Here is an 18,775-nt window from a genome sequence, read left to right as displayed (position 1 = left end):
TCGGCTAGCGTTCGGGCGAGCGAGCACGCATGGCCGGCATGAGGAACGTGAAGTCGCAGCCGCGCTCGGCCTGCTCGACCTGTTCGAGGAAGAGCTTGCGATAACCGCGATCGTCCTCGGCGCGCGGCTCGGGTGCGCGCCAGGTCTTCCTGCGCTTGTCGAGCTCGGCGTCGTCGACCAGCAGATCGATGCGCCGCCCCGTGGTATCGAGCTGGATGCGATCGCCCGTTCTCACCAGCGCGAGCGGACCGCCCACCGCGCTTTCGGGCGAAATGTGCAGCACGATGCTGCCGAAGGCGGTGCCGCTCATGCGTGCATCCGAGATCCGGACCATGTCCTTCACCCCCTGGCGTGCGAGCTTGCGCGGAATCGGCAGATAACCCGATTCGGGCATCCCGGGCGCGCCCTTGGGCCCTGCGTTCTGCAGCACGAGCACGTCGTCCGCGTGCACGTCGAGATCGTCGCGATCGACGCGCTCGGCGAGATCCTCCAGCGAGCTGAACACCACCGCACGGCCGGTATGCTGCAGCAGCGCCGGCGTAGCAGCCGCCTGCTTGATGATCGCTCCGTTGGGCGCAATGTTCCCGCGCAGAACGGCGATACCGCCTTGCTTGAAGATCGGATCGGAAAACGGCCGCACCACCTCCTGCGGAAACGACGCGGGCGCTTGATCGATGTTCTCGCCCAGGGTCTTGCCGCTGACGGTGACGCAGTCGAGATTGAGCAGCGGCTGCAATTCGCGCAGGATCGCCGTGACCCCGCCCGCCTTGAACAGATCGTCCATGTAGTGCTGGCCGGTGGGCTTCAGGTCCACCAGCACGGGCGTTTGGTCGCCGAGCCGGTCGAACGCATCGAGATCGATCTCGATGCCGAGCCGGCCGGCGACCGCGGCGATGTGCACGATCGCGTTGGTCGAGCCGCCGATCGCAGCCAGCATGCGCAGCGCATTTTCGAATGCGCGCGGCGTCATGATCCGATCCGGCGTGAGTCCCTCAGCGGCCATTGCAACGGCGCGCGCGCCGGTGGCTTCGGCCGCACGCAGCCGGTCGGCATGCACGGCGGGGATCGCCGCGCCGCCCGGCAGCATCATGCCCAGTGCCTCGGTCATGCACGCCATGGTGCTGGCGGTGCCCATCACCATGCAGGTGCCGGCGGACGGTGCGAGCACTGCGTTGAGGTCGTTGATCTCCTGCTCGTCGATCTCGCCGGCGCGGAACTTGGCCCAGAAGCGCCGGCAATCGGTGCATGCGCCGAGCCGTTCGCCATGATGCGAACCGGTCATCATCGGTCCGGTCACCAGCACGATGGCCGGCGTGTTCGCGCTCGCCGCGCCCATCAGCAGGGCCGGAACGGTCTTGTCGCAGCCGCCGATCAGCACCACCGCGTCCATGGGCTGCGCGCGGATCATTTCCTCCACGTCGATCGACATGAGGTTGCGCAGATACATGCTGGTCGGATGCGAGAACGACTCGTGCAGCGAAATGGTCGGGAATTCGATCGGCAATCCGCCGGCGAGCATGACCCCGCGCTTCACCGCCTGGATCAGTTCGGGTACATTGCGGTGACAGGCGTTGAAGCCGCTGTAGGTATCGGTGATTCCGATCACCGGGCGTGCCAGGGCATCGTCCGAATAGCCCATCGCCTTGATGAAGGCCTTGCGCAGGAACAGCGAGAACGCTTCGTCGCCGTAGCTGGTCAGGGCGCGGCGCATGCCTCGCCTGGAATCGCTCATTTCGGGCCTCCGCAGGGGGTTGAATGCCAATGGTGGAGCTGCACGGCGCGCGTTGCGCTTGGTTTGCGCCGGCATGTGCGCAGCCGCGATGCGCAGGCGCGCCCGGGGATTATAGCCAACGCATCGGGCGGACTGCCGGCGTACGCGCGCAAACCGATGACAGGCCTGCGCTGCGAATCGCACGCTTCGCGCCTCGCATGCGACCCGAACAGGGACGATCGTGGCTGAAGTGATGATGCCCTTTTTCCCGGATTTCCCGCCGCCGTTGAACGAGGCGCTGCTGCTCGGCGTGCTGCTGGTGATTGGCGGTGTCCTGGGCGCGGCTGCGCAGCGCTTCAGAATGCCTGCGGTGTTCGGCTACGTGCTGGCGGGATTCGCCGTGGGTCCGCTCGCGCTCGATTTGCCGGTGCGGCCGCTGCTGGAGGAAGCGCGTGTCATCGTCGATATCGCGGTCGGCCTGGTGCTGTTCGAGCTGGGTCGCCGCCTCGACCTGCAATGGCTGCGCCGCGATCCCTCGCTGTGGATCGCGTCGCTGGCCGAAAGCGCGCTGTGCTTCGGTGGCGTCAGTGCGGCGCTGATCGCGTTCGGCTTTCCGCCCATCCAGGCCGCGGTGGCCGCTGCCATCGGGATCGCGACCTCACCGGCAGTCGTTTGGCTCGTCACCAGCGACGCGCATGCGCAAGGACAAGTCACCGATCGCTGCCTCAACCTGGTCGCCGTGAATACGCTGCTTGCCTTCCTGCTCACCACCATGCTGGTCGCGATGGTGCACCTGGAATACCGCGCGGGCTGGCTCACGGTGGTGCTGCACCCCCTGTATCTGCTGCTCGGCTCGCTCGCCATCGGCATCGCCACCGGCTTCGCGCTGCCCTATGCGGCGAGCGCCTTGACGCGGCGCGCCGATGTCCACTTCGTGCTGATCGTGGCGGCGGTGCTGATCGCGGTGGGGCTTGCAACGGCACTCCAGCTGTCGGTGTTCCTGGCTCTGCTCTCTGCCGGGGCGACGGTGCGCAACGTTCCGCGCCGCTTCGAGCTGATGGAGTTCGATCTGGGCGGCGGCGCACGCGTGCTCTACATCCTGCTGTTCGTGATCACCGGCGCCCAGGCCGCCTGGCCGGAATTGCAGACCGCCGGCTGGGCTGCGGTAATCTATGTGCTGGCCCGGGCCGCCGGCAAGTGGCTGGGCGTGATGGCCTCCGCGCCGCTGTCGCCGCTACCGTGGCGCCAGACAGCCTGTCTGGGACTTACATTGATGCCGATGTCGGGCATGGCGCTGCTGCTGATGCACGACATCGCCATGCGTTATCCGCAGTTCGGCCAGGAGCTCGCGTCGGTGTTGCTGGCTGCGATCGTCGTGTTCGAGCTGGCCGGTCCGCTCGCGCTGCACTGGGCGCTGCGGCTGTCCGGCGACGTCAAGCCCTGAGAGGACGAGCGTGCTGCCCGCATTCAAAGCAGGTCGAGCGCTGAGCATGGGTGTCGAGCTGGAATTGCAGCTCGTCAACCTGCGCGATTTCGACCTCACACGCGGCGCCGAAAGTCTGCTTTCTGTGCTTGCCAGGAGCCCGCGTGCGAACAACGTCAAGCCCGAGATCACCGAGAGCATGATCGAGGTGAACAGCGAGGTGCACACGCGCCACGACGATCTGTTGCGCGATCTCGCCGAGGTCCGAGCCGAGCTGTGCGCGGCGGCGGAGAAGCTCAATATCGGTATCGCCGGCGGCGGCGCGCATCCCTTTCACCATTGGGCGCAGCGCAGGATCTTCCCCACCGAGCGCTTCTCCGCGCTGTCCGAGCTCTACGGTTATCTCGCCAAGCAGTTCACCGTGTTCGGCCAGCACATCCATATCGGCTGCGCCGGCGCCGACGAGGCGATTCATCTTACGCGCCAGATGGCACGCTTCATTCCCCACCTGATCGCGCTCGCCGCGGCCTCGCCTTTTTCGCAAGGCGAGGATACGGCCTTCGACAGCTCCCGCCTGCACGCCGTCTCGGTCTTCCCGCTCTCGGGCCACATGCCGCCCGTTGCGGATTGGCAGGCATTCACGCGCTACTTCGATCGCATGGCGGGGTTCGGGATCGTGCGCAGCATGAAGGACTTCTATTGGGACGTGCGGCCCAAACCCGAATTCGGCACGATCGAGATCCGCGTCTGCGATACGCCGCTCGACATCGAAACCGCGGCGGCGATCGCGGCGTTTGCGCAGACCCTGTGCGCATGGCTCGAGGATCAGCGCGGTACGCAGGAGGACGCAGCCGAGGATTCCAACGTCTACGACTACAACCGGTTCCAGGCCTGCCGCTTCGGATTTGCGGCGCAGATTGCCGATGTCCGCAGCGGCAGGTCGGTGAGCCTGCGCAGCGAAATCCTCGCGATACTGGAGCGGCTCGGCGCTTGCGCCGAGCGCCTGGGCAGCGAACGCGCGCTGGCTTTTCTGCGCGCCAGGGCCACGGCGGAGCTCAACGATGCGCAATGGATGCGCACCCTGAACGCCCGCAATGGTTCGCTCGCCGATGTCGTACGGGCGATGTGCGAGCGCTGGTGCGGCAGGGAAAGCCCGGGATCGCGTTAGGGGCGCTGCGTCTGCGGCAAAAAAACTCGTAAGGGGGGTTGCGCTTTTATTTCCGGCTGCGTACGCTATGTAACTTAGTGTTGCAAGAACGGCGGATTTGAGTTGCGCAGCGGAACGGTGCTTGCGTGCAACGTCGTACGGCTCTCACGCAGGCAGTCATCGAGGCTCGCATGCAGAAAACCCAGCCCTCCGGATTGTTGCAGCAACCGATCGCCGCCTCGGGTCCCGAGTCGCGGCCGGCAGCGATCTGGTCGTTGCAGGAATGGGAACTGGCGATCGTCTTCGTCGGGTTGTATCTCGTTCTGGAGCGCGTCAGCTTCATCCACCCGTCGGCCTCCATCGGCATCACGCCCTGGAATCCACAGATCGCGTTGGCTCTCGGCCTGGTGCTGATCCGGGGGTTGCGCGCTGCACCGGCTCTGCTGCTCGCCATGCTGATATCCGAGGCCCTGGTGCGGCAGACGCCGGCGCCGGTGGGCACGGTCGTGGTGGGCGCCCTCATCATGACCCTCGGCTACACCGCTGCCGGCATGGCGTTGTCGCGCCGTCTGTCGGTGCGCGGGCGCATTCGCAGCCTGCGCGATTTCGCCTGGATGCTCGGGATCCTGTCGATTGCGCCGTTGCTGATCGGCAGCGTGTACGTCGGCAGCCATGCCGTGTTCGGTCTGGCGGAGTGGTCCGCTTTTCCCGAGGCGTTGCTGCGCTACTGGATCGGCGATGTCGTCGGCGTGCTCGCCTTGATGCCCTTCTTTCTCGTCCTGGCCGACCGCAACGGCCGGCGCAAGGTCGCCGCAATGCTGCCGCGCTGGGAAACGCTGGTCCAGCTGGTCAGTACCGTCGCCATATTGGGCGCCGTGTTCGCCTTTCTGCCGGGCGGGCACGTCAAGTACTTCTTCGTTCTGTTCCTGCCGCTCATCTGGATCGCGGCCCGGCAGGGCTTGGTGGGAGCGGCCGCGGGGCTCGCATTCGTCCAGGTCGGGCTCATCGTCGTGGCCCAGGCGAGCGGCACGGAAGTCGGCACGTTGCTGGAGCTGCAGGCGCGCATGCTGGGTCTGAGCGTCACCGGGCTGCTGCTCGGCGTGGTGGTGGACGAACGCGAACGCGCGCAGGAGAGCCTGCGCCAATCGCTGCGGCTGGCCGCGGCCGGCGAGATGGCTGCCGCCTTGGCGCACGAAGTCAACCAGCCCCTCACCGCGTTGGTGACTTACGGGCGCGCCTGCCAGCACATGCTGGCGCGCACGCCGCCCGATGTGCTGCAGCTGGAGCAGACGGTCGGCAAGATCACCGAGCAGGCGCAGCGCGTCGGCGCGATCGTCAAGCGCCTGCGCGACTTCCTGCGCAGCGGCACGATGAATCTGGAGCGTCTTGCGCCCGGCGAGTTCCTCGAAGCCATGCGGACCGTGTTCGCCCAGGAGGCCAAGGCCGACGGCATCGCGCTCAACCTCAAGATCGAGCCCGATCTGCCGCGCATCCTGGTCGATCGCCTGGAGCTCGAGATCGTGTTCCGCAATCTGCTCGCCAACGCCCTGGACTCGATTCGCGAAGCACGGCCGGTGCGCCGCGAGATCAAGCTCATGGCGGCGGACCGCGAAGGCGGCTTCGTGCAGTTGAGCGTGATCGATTCCGGTCCTGGCATTCCTCCGTCGCTACGCGACAAATTGTTCCTGCCGTTCTCGACGTCCAAGTCGCACGGCATGGGTCTCGGTCTCGCGATCAGCCGCGCGATCGTCAAGGCGCATGGCGGCCGGCTCTGGGTGGAGCCGACCGATTACGGGTCGTTTCATTTGACTTTGCCCACCCTGACAGGAGAAACCGATGACAGCGACAGTTGAACAAACCGTGTTTATCGTCGACGACGATGGGGCGGTGCGCGATGCGCTTGCCTTGTTGCTCGGCTTGAAGGGCTATCGCACGGCGATCTTCAGCAGCGCCGAGGATTTTCTGGCCGCCTACCGCAAAGACTGGCGCGGCTGCCTCGTGCTCGACATCAAGATGAGCGGCATGACGGGCCTGGATCTGCAATCCCGGCTGGCATCCCAGAACGTCGAGATGCCGATCGTCATCATCACCGGGCACGGCGATGCGGCGTCAGCGCGCCAGGCACTCAAAACGGGTGCGGTCGACTTTCTCGAGAAGCCCCTCGATGAGGAGCAGCTGGTGGCGGCGGTGGGCTCGGCGCTGGAACGCGATGCGAAGCGGCGCGCCGAAAAAGTGGTGGGCGACGAGACCTCCTCGCGCCTGGCACGGCTCACGCCACGCGAGCGCCAGGTGATGGATCTTGCCGCGGCCGGTCGGCACAACCGCGAAATCGGCGAAGCGCTCGGCATCAGCCCGCGCACGGTGGAGGTGTACAAGGCGCGCCTGATGGAGAAGCTGCAGGCGCGCAATCTCTCCGAGCTCATTCGCTTCGCGCTCACGGCAGACCGCGAGCACGCGATCTGAGGGCTCGGCTGCCGAGCGCGTTTCGATCCGGGGTGCCGCCAGGGTGCATCCCGGAGTGTGCGCGTTCGAGGGAGAATGCGCGCGGCGCATGCGGCGGGTGACCTATACGCCCTGCGAGCCTGCGCGTTCGAGTGCGGCGCTTTAACCCGCGCGTCAGTGTCTGCGCGTTGACCCTCGCCGGGCCGGCTTCTACAATGCGCGCGCTTGCACGCGCGCCTTCGAAGGCGGCGCGCTCGCAGCCGCATCCAACTCGCCACCCGAACCGGGGTCGGTCCGTGCCGCTCGTTTCGATCTCCGATCTGATTGCTCTCGCGGCGACAGCGCTGTGCCGCGCCGGCGCAGCGCCGAGCATGGCGCGCGCAACGGCTAGAGCGCTCGTGCACGCCGAAGCGAGCGGCGTTCCCACCCACGGGCTCGCACGCCTCGCACTCTACTGCGGACACTTGCGCACGGGACGCGCGCAAGGAACGGCGGTGCCGCGCATCGTGCGCAGCCACGCAGGTTGTTGCCTGATCGATGCCGGCGGCGGGCTCGCTTATGAGGCTCTGGCGCTGGCTGCGGCCGAGGCGGTCCCGCGTGCGAAGCAGTGCGGCATCGCGCTTGCGGGTGTGACCGGCAGCCACCACGCCGGCGTCATGGCCTACCATCTGCAGCCCATGTCCGAGGCCGGGATGGTGGGACTTGCCTTCACCAACTCGCCGGCGGCCATCAACCCGTGGGGCGGCAAGCGGCCGCTCTTCGGCACCAACCCGATCGCTGCCGTGTTCCCGCGCCGCGATGGGCCGCCGCTCCTGATCGATCTGTCGCTCACCGAGGTCGTGCGCGGCAAGATCATGCTGCATGCCGAGCACGGCAAGCCTATTCCGCTCGGCTGGGCGCTGGATCGAGACGGCAATCCGACCACCGACGCGAAAGCCGCGCTTACCGGAAGCCTCGCCGCCATCGGCGGCGCGAAAGGGACCATGCTGGCGCTCACGGTCGAGCTCCTGTGCTGCGCCCTGACCGGCGCCGCGTTCGGCTTCGAAAACGACTCGTTCTTCGAGCCCGGCGATCCCGCGCGGATCGGACATGCCCTGGCTGCCATCGATCCGGACGCCGTGGCTGGACGCGAAGTATTCTTGGACCGGATCGAGGCCCTGGTTGCGGCCATGACGGCGGACGCAGGCGTGCGGCTTCCCGGCTCGCGCCGCCACGCGGCGCTTGCGACGGCTCGAGCCGAAGGTGTCACGCTGTCCGATTCGCTTCTCGCGCAGATCCGGCAACTTGCTGCCTAGACTGCGTCCGGTATGGCGGCACGTCGCGCTGTGCGTGCTGATCACGACGCTCGCCGCCGGCTGCGAGCGCGCCCCGGTGCATCCGGCGCTGCGCGAAGCCGAGCTGCCCGAGCTCATTGCGACCTACAAGTTCGTATTCGGGCGTCACGGGCTCGACGGATTTTCCTTCTCTCCCGACGGCAGCCGGCTGCGCTGGAGCGGGCCGTCCAGGTGGGGCCGGCGCTTGCACGTGCGCAACCCCGACGGCTCGGTGCACGTGTATCGCGTCGGCGGCAGCGGCACGCATTGGTCGGCGGACGGCCGGCGGCTGCTGATCCTGGACGACAAGTCGGGCGCGGAAAACCACCACCTGTACAGCCTGGAGCTGGATGATCCCGATGCCGAGCTGCGCGATCTGACGCCGTATCCCGGTGTGCGCGTGTGGCTCTATCGCATCCTGGATTCGGATCCGCAGCACGTGCTGGTGCTGCACAACCGGCGCGATCGCAACGTGCGCGATCTCTATCGGATCGATCTCGCCACTGGCGCCGAGGAACTGGTCGCCGCCAATCCAGGCGACGGCGTCACACCTGTAACCGATGCGCAGGGCGCCGTTCTCGGCTGGCGCAAGTCCGAGGTCGCCGCGCGCCCGCGGGGTAAGCCACGCTCGGCGGAACTGCGCGCGCGCTCGGCGTTGTCGCGCGAGAGCGAGGACGTGACCCGCGCGGTCGGTGTATCGCCGGATCACCGCAAGGCCTGGGTGCTGAGCAACAAGGGCCGCGACCGCATGGCGCTGTTCGAAGTCGATACGGCGAGCGGCGTGGGTGCGCTCGTGCACGAGGAGGCGGGCGCCGACGTGGGCCGGGTCGTGGCCAGCAAGGTGAGCGGTGCACCGCTCACCGTCAGCACCAACGCGGATTATCCGCACACGCGCATCCTCGACCCGGGGCTCGAGGCCGACCTGAAACCCCTGCTGGACGAATACGCCGGCGTGCGTTTCGGCTTCGACATCGTGTCCATGGACGCGGCCGAAAAGCGTCTCGTGATCGGCGTATTCACCCACGCGGATCGGCGCTACTACCTGCTCGATCGCATGCGGAAAACCCACGAGCCGCTGGGCGACAGCGACGCGAACGGGCTGGGGCGTCTGTTGACGGTGCCGGAAGCAGTCGAGTTCCAGGCCCGCGACGGTCTTGCGATTCCCGCCTACCTCGTGCGTCCGCCCGGGACAGGAGACAAGAAGCGGCTGCCCTTGGTGGTGCTGGTCCACGGCGGGCCTTGGTCGCGGGTGGTATGGTCGGATCCGGGTCACAGCGAGGATCTGCTGCGGGCGCACTTCCTCGCCAATCGCGGCTATGCCGTGCTTGCCATCAATTTCCGCGGCTCTACCGGCTATGGCCGTTCGTTCCTGACTGCGGCGGTGGGCGAGATGGGTGGACGCATGCAGGACGACCTCGTCGACGGCGTGCGCTGGGCGATCGAGAAAGGCATCGCCGACCCGGCACGGGTCGCGGTCATGGGCCACAGCTACGGCGGTTATGCGAGCTTGATGGCGCTCGCCCGGGAGCCGGAACTGTTCGCCTGCGGGATCGATATCGCCGGACCCACCGATCTCGTCAGTCTGATCGAGGATTTTCCGCCCTACTGGGAGCTCGAGCTCAGCTACTGGTACAACTACGTCGGCGATCCGGCCGTGCCGGTCGACCGGGCGCGCATGGAGAAGGTCTCGCCGCTCAACTGGGCGGACCGGATCGAACGCCCCGTGCTCATCGTGCAAGGCGAAAACGACGTGCGGGTTCGCGCCGAGCAATCCGCGCGGATGGTCGAAGCCCTGCGTAGCCGAGGACGGCACGTGCAGTACGTGACCGTTCCGGAGATGGGACATTCGATGGGCTATTGGGCGCACCACCTGCGCGTGTTGCGGGCAACGGAGACGTTTCTGTCCGATTGCCTCGGCGGACGGGCGGCGCGCTTCGATCCGCTCGAATGGGCGGCGCGATTGAGCGGACGGCTGCCGTTGTTCGACTGAAAGTAGTACGCTCGCTTGCCATGTCGATCGACGCGCCCGCCCGCCTACGACGCTGCAGGCCTGGAAGTACACCGCGCCCGCCTTCCTGCTGCCGTTCATGTTCGTGCTCGATGCGAGCAGCATCGAGCTGGTGTTGACCGTGAACGCGCTGCAGAAACTCGTCCGGATGCGCGTTCAACCGTCATGAAGCGCAGCACGGCGGCCGAGCGCGATGCGGATCCGGCAAGCTGGCGCTGGCAGGCCGTGGTGGCTGCGCCGTTCGGTTACGTCGGCATTCGCACCGGTAGCGATCAGGTGACCGAAGTCAGGTACCTCGGGACAAAGGCGAAGCGTCTGGATCCGCTGGATGCGACTGCCCGCGAAGCCTGCGCCCAGATCGCGGCTTACCTGGCGAATCCCAGGCACCATTTCGATGTGCCCTACGTGCTCGAGGGCACGGCGTTCCAGGTGAGCGTATGGCGAGCGATCGCGGCGATTGCGAGCGGCCGCACGCGTACTTACGGCGAGCTCGCCACCGCGCTCGGGACTGCGGCGCGAGCGGTGGGCGGAGCGTGCGGGTCGAATCCGGTGCCGCTGGTCGTGCCCTGCCACCGGGTCGTAGCCGCGGGCGGGCGCATCGGCGGTTTCATGCACTCGCGTGCGACCGGCCCCTTGTCGATCAAGCAATGGCTGCTGCGGCATGAAGGCTGGCGTTGATCCCGCGATCGACCGCTTCTGCGACGCCTTGTGGCTCGAGGACGGGCTTGCACGCAATACGCTGGAGAGCTATCGCAGCGATCTCGAACACTTCGCCCGCTGGCTCGGTGCGCGGCGCAGCCGCAGCTTGCTCGAAGCCGGCAAGGCCGAAGTGCTCGGCTACCTGGCGCATCGGGTCTCGCAGGGCACCAGTGCGCGCAGCTCGGCCCGCCTGCTGTCGGCGCTCAAGCGCTTCTACCGCCACGCGGTCCGGGAAAGCTTATGCGCGGCCGATCCCACCGTGGCGATCGAGGCGCCGAAGCTCGCACGCGCGCTTCCGCTGACCCTGAGCGAGGCCGACGTGGAGGCGTTGCTCGGCGCACCGGACGTGAGCACCGACTTGGGACTGCGTGATCGCGCCATGCTGGAGACGCTTTATGCCACCGGCCTGCGCGTATCGGAGCTGGTGCAGCTCGCCGTCGGGCAGGTAAGCCGCGACGCCGGTGTGGTGCGCGTGCTCGGCAAGGGAGCCAAGGAGCGCCTGGTGCCTCTGGGCGAGGAGGCGCTCGACTGGATCGAGCACTTTCTGCGCGCCGCGCGACCGCGGTTACTGGCCGGGCGCAGTGCCGACGCTCTTTTCGTCACCGCTCGCGGCGCGGCGATGACGCGGCAGGCCTTTTGGCATTTGATCGGGCGCTATGCCCGCAGCGCGGGCATCGCACAGAGCGTCTCGCCGCACGTGCTGCGGCACGCCTTCGCCACTCATCTCATCAATCACGGCGCCGACCTGCGCGTGGTGCAGATGCTGCTCGGGCATAGCGACATCTCCACCACCCAGATCTACACGCACGTCGCGCGCGAACGGCTGAAGCAATTGCATGCGCGGCATCATCCGCGCGGCTGACGGCTGACCGAGCGCGCAAGCGTCAGGGGCGAACGCCGCGCTCGATGGTGAGGCCGAGTTTCTTCACGCTGCGCAACGCCGCGAGCTTCGCCACCGTGATGCGCACCCAGGGCGTATCGAACTCGCGCAGAATCATCGCCGCCAGCTCCTCGGCGAGCTTTTCGATCAGCGTGAAATGCCGCTTCGCGAGCGTTTCGCGGATGCGCGTTACCACTCTGGAATAATCCACCGTGTCGGCGATGCGCCCCGAGCGCGCACACCGGCTCGCATCGACCGCGAGCTCCACGTCGAGCTGGATCGTCTGTGGCACCTCGTGCTCCCACGCGTAAATGCCGATCAGCGTGTCGAGCTTGAGCTCGGATATGAAGATGGTGTCCATGGCTGGCGCTCGATTGTAGAATGCGCCGCATGAACCCGATAGTCGTCGCCATCGCCGCCTATCTCATCGGTTCGGTGTCGTTCGCCGTGGTTGTGTCGCGAGCGCTCGCGCTACCCGATCCGCGCAGCTACGGCTCCGGCAATCCGGGAGCGACCAACGTGTTGCGCACCGGCCGCAGGGCCGCAGCCGTGCTCACGCTCATCGGCGACGCCGGCAAGGGGGCGGTTGCCGTCCTGCTGGCCCGGGAGTATGGCAGCGATCCGACGCTGGCGGCCGGCATTGCGGCCGTTGCCGTCGTGCTGGGCCACGTCTTTCCGCTCTATCATCGCTTCGCCGGCGGCAAGGGCGTTTCCACCGCGGCCGGCGTGCTGTTCGCGCTCAACCCCTGGCTCGGCGCCGGAACGCTGGCGACCTGGATCGCCATCGCGGCCTTCTTTCGCATCTCGTCGCTCGCCGCGCTCATCGCCGCCACCTCCGCCCCGGTGTTCACGGCGATGCTCTACAATGTACGCCACCCCTACTTCGCCGCGGTACTGATGGTCGCGGCCATTCTCGTCCTGCGCCACCGCTCCAACATCGCCAAGCTGCTTACCGGCACCGAGGGGCGCATCGGCGAACGGGCCTCCTGACGTTTCTTTTGCCAACGCGCGGAAGCGCTAGCGCAGCGTTGCCAAATCCCAGCGCGGTCGGACGTTGAATGCGCGCTCCGCCGCGGCCGGCGCGCGCGCTGTGCCTGCGGCCAGCCGCATGGCCCCGGCGAATGCGACCATGGCCCCGTTGTCGGTGCAGAGCTCGAGCGGCGGATAGTGGACGGCGATGCCTTCGTCGCGTGCTCTTGCCGCCAGCAGCGCGCGCAGGCGCGCATTGGCACCCACCCCGCCCGCGACCACCAGATCGCCCGCGGCCTCGGCGCGCACCGCCGCCAATGCTTTACCTGCCAGAACTTCGGCCACCGCCTGCTCGAATTCGGCAGCGAGATCCGCCTTGTCGCGCGCGTCGAGCTGCACGTTGCGCGCGATGGTCACGACCGCCGTCTTGAGCCCGCTGAAGCTCATGTCGAGATCGCCGCTGGCGAGCATGGGCCGCGGCAGCTTGTAGCGTCCCGGCGTGCCGCGGCTGGCCAGTTTCGACAGCGCCGGGCCTCCCGGATAGCCCAGGCCCAGCAGCTTCGCGGTCTTGTCGAACGCTTCGCCCGCGGCATCATCGAGCGTTTCGCCGAGAAGCCGGTAATCGCCCAGTCCCGCGACCCGCATGAGCTGGCTATGGCCCCCCGAAACGAGCAGAGCGACGAACGGGAAGGCGGGAGCGGCCGAGCTCATGAGCGGGGAGAGCAGGTGCGCCTCGAGGTGATGGATGCCGAGTACCGGTACGTCCAGCGCATAGGCCAGCGCGTGGGCGAAGGAAGCGCCGACCAGCAGGGCGCCGGCAAGTCCCGGCCCCTGCGTGTAGGCGATCGCATCGATCTGCGCGACTTGCATGCGGGCGTCCTCGAGCACGGCATGCGTGAGCGGCAGCAGCCGGCGCACGTGATCGCGCGAGGCGAGCTCCGGCACCACGCCGCCGTAGCGGGCGTGCAGCGCTACCTGGCTATGGAGCGCATGGGCGAGCAGGCCGCGGCGGCTGGAATAAAGTGCCACGCCGGTCTCGTCGCAGGACGTCTCGATGCCGAGGACGCAGCGGTCCTCGCTGGGAAAGGACATGCTTCGGGTGGCCTATTGCCTCACGTAAAAACCTGACTGACCACCGCCGTGATCCGGGTGGTTGAAAGCAGGAAAGGTGCTGCCTATAATGCCAGACCCCGCACTTCGACAGGAAGAAGCCCCTGTATGACGACAGTTCGCATCAAGGAAAACGAGCCGTTCGAGGTAGCGCTGCGCCGCTTCAAGCGCACGGTCGAAAAGACCGGTCTGCTCACCGAGCTGCGCTCCCGCGAGTACTACGAGAAGCCCACCTCGGCGCGCAAGCGCAAGCTCGCAGCCGCCGTCAAGCGCCAGCACAAGCGCCTGCGCTCCCAGCTCCTCCCCCCCAAGCTGTACTGAGTCTCCCCGAGTCGAGTGTTTTTTGCTTCGCGCTGGTGGCCCGCCGGCGCGGCGAGAGCCTTTCCCGATGTCGCTCAAGGCACGGATCAGCGACGATATGAAAGCGGCGATGCGCGCCAGGGACGCCGAGCGTCTGAAGGCGATTCGGCTGCTGCTCGCCGCGATCAAGCAGCGCGAGGTCGACGAGCGTATCGAGCTTGCCGACGCCGACGTGCTCGCAATCATCGACAAGATGCTCAAGCAGCGGCGCGAGTCGATCGCGCAGTTCGAAAAGGCCGGCCGGCAGGATCTGGTCAATGCCGAGCAGGCTGAAATCTCGGTGCTCCAGGCCTACATGCCGCAGGCGCTGAGCGCAGCCGAGATCGAAAGCCTCGTGAACGAGACGATTGCGAGCGTGAACGCCGCAGGCCTGAAGGATATGGGGGCCGTGATGGCGGCACTGCGGCCGCGGCTCGCCGGGCGCGCCGATATGGCCGCGGTATCGCAACTGGTGAAGAGCCGCTTGAACGCCTAAGTTCGAGCGCTTGAGTCGGGTGCACCTGCCGCGCCGCGCTGGCATGGATGTTGCCCCCTAAGTTGCCGTATTCCATCGCCTATAATTGCGAACCGTCGGCGCTCCCTGGAACCCAGGCTCCAGGGATTGGCAGTCCATGAGGCGCGTTTATCGCGACGGCGGGTAACTCTCGCTGAGGGCACGCGGCGCATGATCCCGGACGATTTCAAGCAGCAGCTGCTCAACCGGGTCGATATCGTGGACGTGATCGAGCATCACGTGCAGTTGCGCAAGGCCGGTCAGAACTACGTCGCGCGCTGCCCCTTCCACAACGAAAAAACCCCGTCGTTCTCGGTCAGCCCCAGCAAGCAGTTCTACCATTGCTTTGGCTGTGGAGCGCACGGCAACGCCATCGGCTTCGTCATGGAACACGCCGGCCTGGGCTACGTCGAGGCCGTGACAGAGCTCGCCGCGATGGTCGGGATGACGCTGCCCGAGCAGCGTGCAACCGACGTTGTGACACGCACCCAGCAGGGGCCGGATCTGGCGGAATGCCTGCTGCGCGCCGCGCGCTTCTACAAGGAGCAGCTCAAGCGTTCCGAGCGCGCCATCGCGTATCTCAAGCAACGCGGCCTCAACGGCGAGATCGCCGCCCGCTTCGGGCTGGGATACGCCCCGGGCGGTTGGCAGTCCCTGGCCGAGCCGTTCTCCGACTACAAGACCTCTACGGCCCTGAAAGATGCCGGGCTCGTGATCGATGCCGAGGGTGGCCGGCGCTACGACCGGTTTCGCGACCGGATCGTCTTCCCCATCGTCAACGCGCGCGGCGCGATCATCGGCTTCGGCGGGCGCATCATCGATGCGGGCGAGCCCAAATACCTCAATTCGCCGGAAACGCCGCTGTTCGAAAAAGGCCGAGAGCTGTATGGCCTGTTTCAGTCGCGCCAGGGGTTGCGCGAGTCCGGGCGCGCGGTGGTGGTGGAAGGCTACATGGACGTGGTCGCGCTGGCGCAGTACGGCGTGCCGGGCGTGGTCGCCACGCTGGGCACGGCAACCACACCGATGCATCTCGAAAAGCTGCTGCGTCTGACCGACCAGGTGATCTTCTGTTTCGACGGCGACGAGGCGGGCCGGCGGGCCGCGTGGCGCGCGGTGGAAACGAGCCTCGGCAAGCTGGTGGATGGGAAGGGGGTCGGTTTCCTGTTCCTGCCCGACGGCGACGACCCCGACAGCTATGTGCGCCGGGACGGGCGCGAAGCGTTCGAGCTCCTGCTGCGCGAAGCCGTTCCCTTGTCGGAGATGATCATGCGCGAATTGAGCGAGCGCGCCGATCTCGCTACCCCCGAGGGCCGCGCCCGCCTGCTGCACTTGGCAAAACCCTTGCTCGCCCAGGTAAACGCCCCGGCGCTGGCATTGCTCTTGCGCCGGCGCCTGGCTGCGGCTACCCAGGTGGAGGTGGCCGACATCGAGCGGCTTTTCGGCCTGCGTCGCGCGCCCCAGGCGGCGCCCCACACCGCCGCGGCGCCGCCCCCGCGTCGGGCCGCGCCGACGCTCATGCGCTGGCTGCTGCAGGCGATCCTGACCGCGCCCCATCTCGCCGCCCGGCTGGCGCGTTCGGCGCTCGACCCTTCCGACCGCTATACGCCGGCGCTGGCGGCCGTGCTTGACTTGGTGGCCGCTCGCCCCGACATCAACCCCAGGCAGGTCGTACCCTGGGCCATGGAACGCATCCAGGACGGCGCGGTCGCTCTAGTGCTGCGCGAGGTCCAATGCGATCTGCTCTCGGCCCCGCAGGTCGACATCGAAGCCGAGTTCGCCGAGGCGTTGGCCAAGGCGCAGCAGCAGACTCTGCGGCGGCGACTGACCGCCCTGCGGGCTGCCGAGCATCGTTCCCCCGAGGAGCAGGCAGAGCTCGAATGCCTGCTGCGGGGCTTGAGCCAGGCGGCGAAAGAGCCGGCCGTCCGGCTGGAGTCGAGCGTATAATCGACGGCTTTTTCCTATCAGCGTCCAGGGACCCGATACATGACCAAGGCGACAGCGAAATCGAAGCAGAAGCCGAAGGTGAAGAACGCCGCCCAGAAGGCAAAAGCGGCAAAGGCGAAGGCGGCGGCCAGGCCGCAGCGCGCCAAACCTCGTGCCGATGCGAAGCGCAGCGCGCGCAGCAAGGCGGTGGACAGGTCCCGAAGCGCCAAGAGCGCAGTGAAAAGCAAAGCCAAAACCGTAAAGACGGCCCGGCCGACGGCCACCAAGCCGGCACCCAAAGCCGCTCCGCGCGTGGTCGCGGAGCACAAGCAGCAGCTCGCGCTGCCGGCCAAAGCAGCCAAGCCGGGTAAGGAGCAGGCGCCGGACAAGTCCAAGGCGGCCGAGCAGGCGCGCGCCATCGCCAAGCTGCGTGCGCAGCAGCGCGGCATGGAAGGCTCGCACAAAGGCGGCGCGACCAGGGGTGGCCGCGACAAGGCCGGGCGCGCCGGCCTCGAAGGCGCCCGCCACCTCGTCCAGGTGGTCGATGCCGAAACCCGACGCATGCGGCTGAAGAACCTGATCGTGCTCGGCAAAGAGCGCAGCTACCTCACCTACGCCGAGATCAACGACCATCTGCCGGACGACATGCTGGATGCGGAGCAGATCGAATCCGTCATCAGCATGATCAATGACATGGGCATCCAGGTGTACGACGAGGCGCCGGATGCCGAGACGCTCCTCATGTCGGATTCCGCCACCCAGGTGGCCGACGAGGACGTGGCCGAGGAAGCCGAGCAGGCGCTCTCCAACGTCGATGCGGAGTTCGGCCGCACCACCGATCCGGTGCGGATGTACATGCGCGAGATGGGTTCGGTGGAGCTCCTCACGCGTGAAGGCGAAATCGAGATCGCCAAGCGCATCGAAGAGGGCTTGAAGCACATGATCCAGGCCATTTCGGCCTGCCCGACCACGATCGCCGAGATCCTCAAGCTGTCCGAGCGGGTCGCGCGCGAGGAGCTGCGTATCGACGAGGTCGTCGACGGTCTGATCGATCCGAACGCCGAGGACGAGGACGAGCCGATCCAGGACATGGCCGAAGAGGAGGATGTCGACGACATCGAGGAAACGGACGAGGACGACGAAGGCGCGGCTGCCAACGCGAACCTGCTGCGGTTGAAGGAAGAGGCAGCCAGGCGCTTCGCGGTCATCGGCAACCTCTACAACAAACTCCTCAAGACGCTCGCCAAGAGCGGTGCGCGCAACCGCGCGTACCTCGACGTGCGCGACCAGATTTCGAACGAGCTGCTCAACATCCGCTTTACCGCCAAGCAGGTCGAAGCGCTGTGCGACGGCCTGCGCAGGCTGGTCGAGGAAGTGCGCAGCTACGAGCGCGAGATCATGGAAATCTGCGTGGAGAAGGCGCGCATGCCGCGGGCCCACTTCATCAAGGAGTTTCCCGGCAACGAGTCCAACCTGCGCTGGGTCGCGAACGAGATCGATGCACGCCATCCGTACAGCGAGGCGCTGGTGCGCTTCGAGCCGGCGATCACCGAGCTGCAGGGCATGCTCATCGACGTGCAGCGCCGGGTCGGCATTCCGCTCAAGGACCTGAAGGAAATCAACCGGCAGATGTCCACGGGCGAGGCCAAGGCACGCCGCGCCAAGCGCGAGATGACGGAGGCCAACCTGCGCCTGGTGATCTCGATCGCGAAGAAGTACACCAACCGCGGGCTGCAGTTCCTGGATCTCATCCAGGAAGGCAACATCGGCCTGATGAAGGCAGTGGACAAGTTCGAATACCGTCGCGGCTACAAGTTCTCCACCTACGCAACCTGGTGGATCCGGCAGGCGATCACGCGCTCGATCGCCGACCAGGCGCGCACCATCCGCATCCCGGTGCACATGATCGAGACCATCAACAAGATGAATCGCATCTCGCGCCAGATCCTGCAGGAGACCGGGCAGGAGCCCGATCCCGCGTTGCTCGCCGAGAAGATGGAGATGCCCGAGGACAAGATCCGCAAGATCCTCAAGATCTCCAAGGAGCCGATCTCGATGGAGACGCCGATCGGCGACGACGACGATTCGCACCTGGGCGACTTCATCGAGGACACGAGCCAGATGGCCCCGGTGGACGCCGCGGTTTATGCGAGCCTGCGCGACGTGACCAAGGACGTGCTGGACACGCTCACCCCGCGCGAAGCGAAGGTGCTGCGCATGCGCTTCGGTATCGAGATGAACACCGACCACACGCTCGAAGAAGTCGGCAAGCAGTTCGACGTGACGCGCGAGCGCAT

Annotated in this window: 16 protein-coding genes; 13 read left to right on the top strand and 3 right to left on the bottom strand. The window is 66.9% G+C overall.

Features of this window, described 5'->3' with window-relative positions:
* Nucleotides 1-4: 4 nt before the first annotated feature.
* Complete coding sequence (locus tag GEV05_08225; protein ID MPZ43371.1) at nucleotides 5-1,732, bottom strand: dihydroxy-acid dehydratase; 1,728 nt, start codon at nucleotides 1,730-1,732, stop codon at nucleotides 5-7.
* Nucleotides 1,733-1,952: 220 nt separating this feature from the next.
* On the opposite strand from GEV05_08225, the gene GEV05_08220 reads away from it, so the two are divergent.
* The 8 genes from GEV05_08220 to xerD all read left to right on the top strand — a co-directional run bounded on the left by GEV05_08220 (nucleotide 1,953) and on the right by xerD (nucleotide 11,605).
* Nucleotides 1,953-3,155, top strand: a complete 1,203-nt coding sequence (locus tag GEV05_08220) for a cation:proton antiporter (protein MPZ43370.1) — start codon at nucleotides 1,953-1,955, stop codon at nucleotides 3,153-3,155.
* A gap of 13 nt (nucleotides 3,156-3,168) precedes the next feature.
* Nucleotides 3,169-4,302: a glutamate--cysteine ligase gene (locus GEV05_08215; protein ID MPZ43369.1), complete on the top strand. Its 1,134-nt coding sequence runs from the start codon at nucleotides 3,169-3,171 to the stop codon at nucleotides 4,300-4,302.
* 170 nt (nucleotides 4,303-4,472) lie between these two features.
* Nucleotides 4,473-6,134 carry a GHKL domain-containing protein gene (locus tag GEV05_08210; protein MPZ43368.1) on the top strand — a complete coding sequence of 554 codons (1,662 nt, stop codon included), beginning with the start codon at nucleotides 4,473-4,475 and terminating at the stop codon, nucleotides 6,132-6,134.
* On the top strand, nucleotides 6,118-6,744 hold the full coding sequence (locus tag GEV05_08205; protein MPZ43367.1) for a response regulator: 627 nt from the start codon (nucleotides 6,118-6,120) through the stop codon (nucleotides 6,742-6,744). The genes GEV05_08210 and GEV05_08205 overlap by 17 nt, the downstream gene beginning before the upstream one ends.
* A 275-nt stretch (nucleotides 6,745-7,019) precedes the next feature.
* Nucleotides 7,020-8,018: an Ldh family oxidoreductase gene (locus GEV05_08200; protein ID MPZ43366.1), complete on the top strand. Its 999-nt coding sequence runs from the start codon at nucleotides 7,020-7,022 to the stop codon at nucleotides 8,016-8,018.
* Nucleotides 8,008-10,026, top strand: a complete 2,019-nt coding sequence (locus tag GEV05_08195; GenBank protein ID MPZ43365.1) for an alpha/beta fold hydrolase — start codon at nucleotides 8,008-8,010, stop codon at nucleotides 10,024-10,026. Before GEV05_08200 ends, GEV05_08195 begins: the two co-directional genes overlap by 11 nt.
* A 183-nt stretch (nucleotides 10,027-10,209) precedes the next feature.
* On the top strand, nucleotides 10,210-10,722 hold the full coding sequence (locus GEV05_08190; GenBank protein MPZ43364.1) for a methylated-DNA--[protein]-cysteine S-methyltransferase: 513 nt from the start codon (nucleotides 10,210-10,212) through the stop codon (nucleotides 10,720-10,722).
* Nucleotides 10,706-11,605 (top strand): site-specific tyrosine recombinase XerD, encoded by a 900-nt coding sequence (gene xerD / locus GEV05_08185; protein ID MPZ43363.1) that lies wholly within the window; start codon nucleotides 10,706-10,708, stop codon nucleotides 11,603-11,605. The genes GEV05_08190 and xerD overlap by 17 nt, the downstream gene beginning before the upstream one ends.
* A 22-nt stretch (nucleotides 11,606-11,627) precedes the next feature.
* Here xerD and folB read toward each other — a convergent pair whose 3' ends face one another.
* A complete protein-coding gene (gene folB / locus GEV05_08180; GenBank protein ID MPZ43362.1) occupies nucleotides 11,628-11,984 on the bottom strand; it encodes a dihydroneopterin aldolase in 357 nt (118 codons plus the stop codon).
* A gap of 29 nt (nucleotides 11,985-12,013) precedes the next feature.
* On the opposite strand from folB, the gene plsY reads away from it, so the two are divergent.
* Nucleotides 12,014-12,613: a glycerol-3-phosphate 1-O-acyltransferase PlsY gene (gene plsY / locus GEV05_08175; GenBank protein ID MPZ43361.1), complete on the top strand. Its 600-nt coding sequence runs from the start codon at nucleotides 12,014-12,016 to the stop codon at nucleotides 12,611-12,613.
* Nucleotides 12,614-12,640: 27 nt separating this feature from the next.
* Here the strand turns inward: plsY and tsaD are convergent, their stop codons facing one another.
* Nucleotides 12,641-13,684 carry a tRNA (adenosine(37)-N6)-threonylcarbamoyltransferase complex transferase subunit TsaD gene (gene tsaD / locus GEV05_08170; GenBank protein ID MPZ43360.1) on the bottom strand — a complete coding sequence of 348 codons (1,044 nt, stop codon included), beginning with the start codon at nucleotides 13,682-13,684 and terminating at the stop codon, nucleotides 12,641-12,643.
* 126 nt (nucleotides 13,685-13,810) lie between these two features.
* Between tsaD and rpsU the strand changes: the two genes are divergently transcribed.
* The 4 genes from rpsU to rpoD all read left to right on the top strand — a co-directional run.
* Complete coding sequence (gene rpsU / locus GEV05_08165) at nucleotides 13,811-14,023, top strand: 30S ribosomal protein S21 (protein MPZ43359.1); 213 nt, start codon at nucleotides 13,811-13,813, stop codon at nucleotides 14,021-14,023.
* A 67-nt stretch (nucleotides 14,024-14,090) separates the two neighbouring features.
* A complete protein-coding gene (locus tag GEV05_08160) occupies nucleotides 14,091-14,537 on the top strand; it encodes a GatB/YqeY domain-containing protein (GenBank protein MPZ43358.1) in 447 nt (148 codons plus the stop codon).
* Between the two features lie 189 nt (nucleotides 14,538-14,726).
* Complete coding sequence (locus GEV05_08155) at nucleotides 14,727-16,499, top strand: DNA primase (GenBank protein ID MPZ43357.1); 1,773 nt, start codon at nucleotides 14,727-14,729, stop codon at nucleotides 16,497-16,499.
* 39 nt (nucleotides 16,500-16,538) lie between these two features.
* Nucleotides 16,539-18,775 (top strand): RNA polymerase sigma factor RpoD (rpoD, locus tag GEV05_08150; GenBank protein ID MPZ43356.1); only part of this gene is annotated, 2,237 nt, incomplete at its 3' end.

The sequence above is a fragment of the Betaproteobacteria bacterium genome, from assembly GCA_009377585.1.
Taxonomy (GTDB): domain Bacteria; phylum Pseudomonadota; class Gammaproteobacteria; order Burkholderiales; family WYBJ01; genus WYBJ01.
The sequence above is the reverse complement of the archived record's forward strand: the minus strand, read 5'-3'. Positions and strand labels throughout refer to the sequence as shown.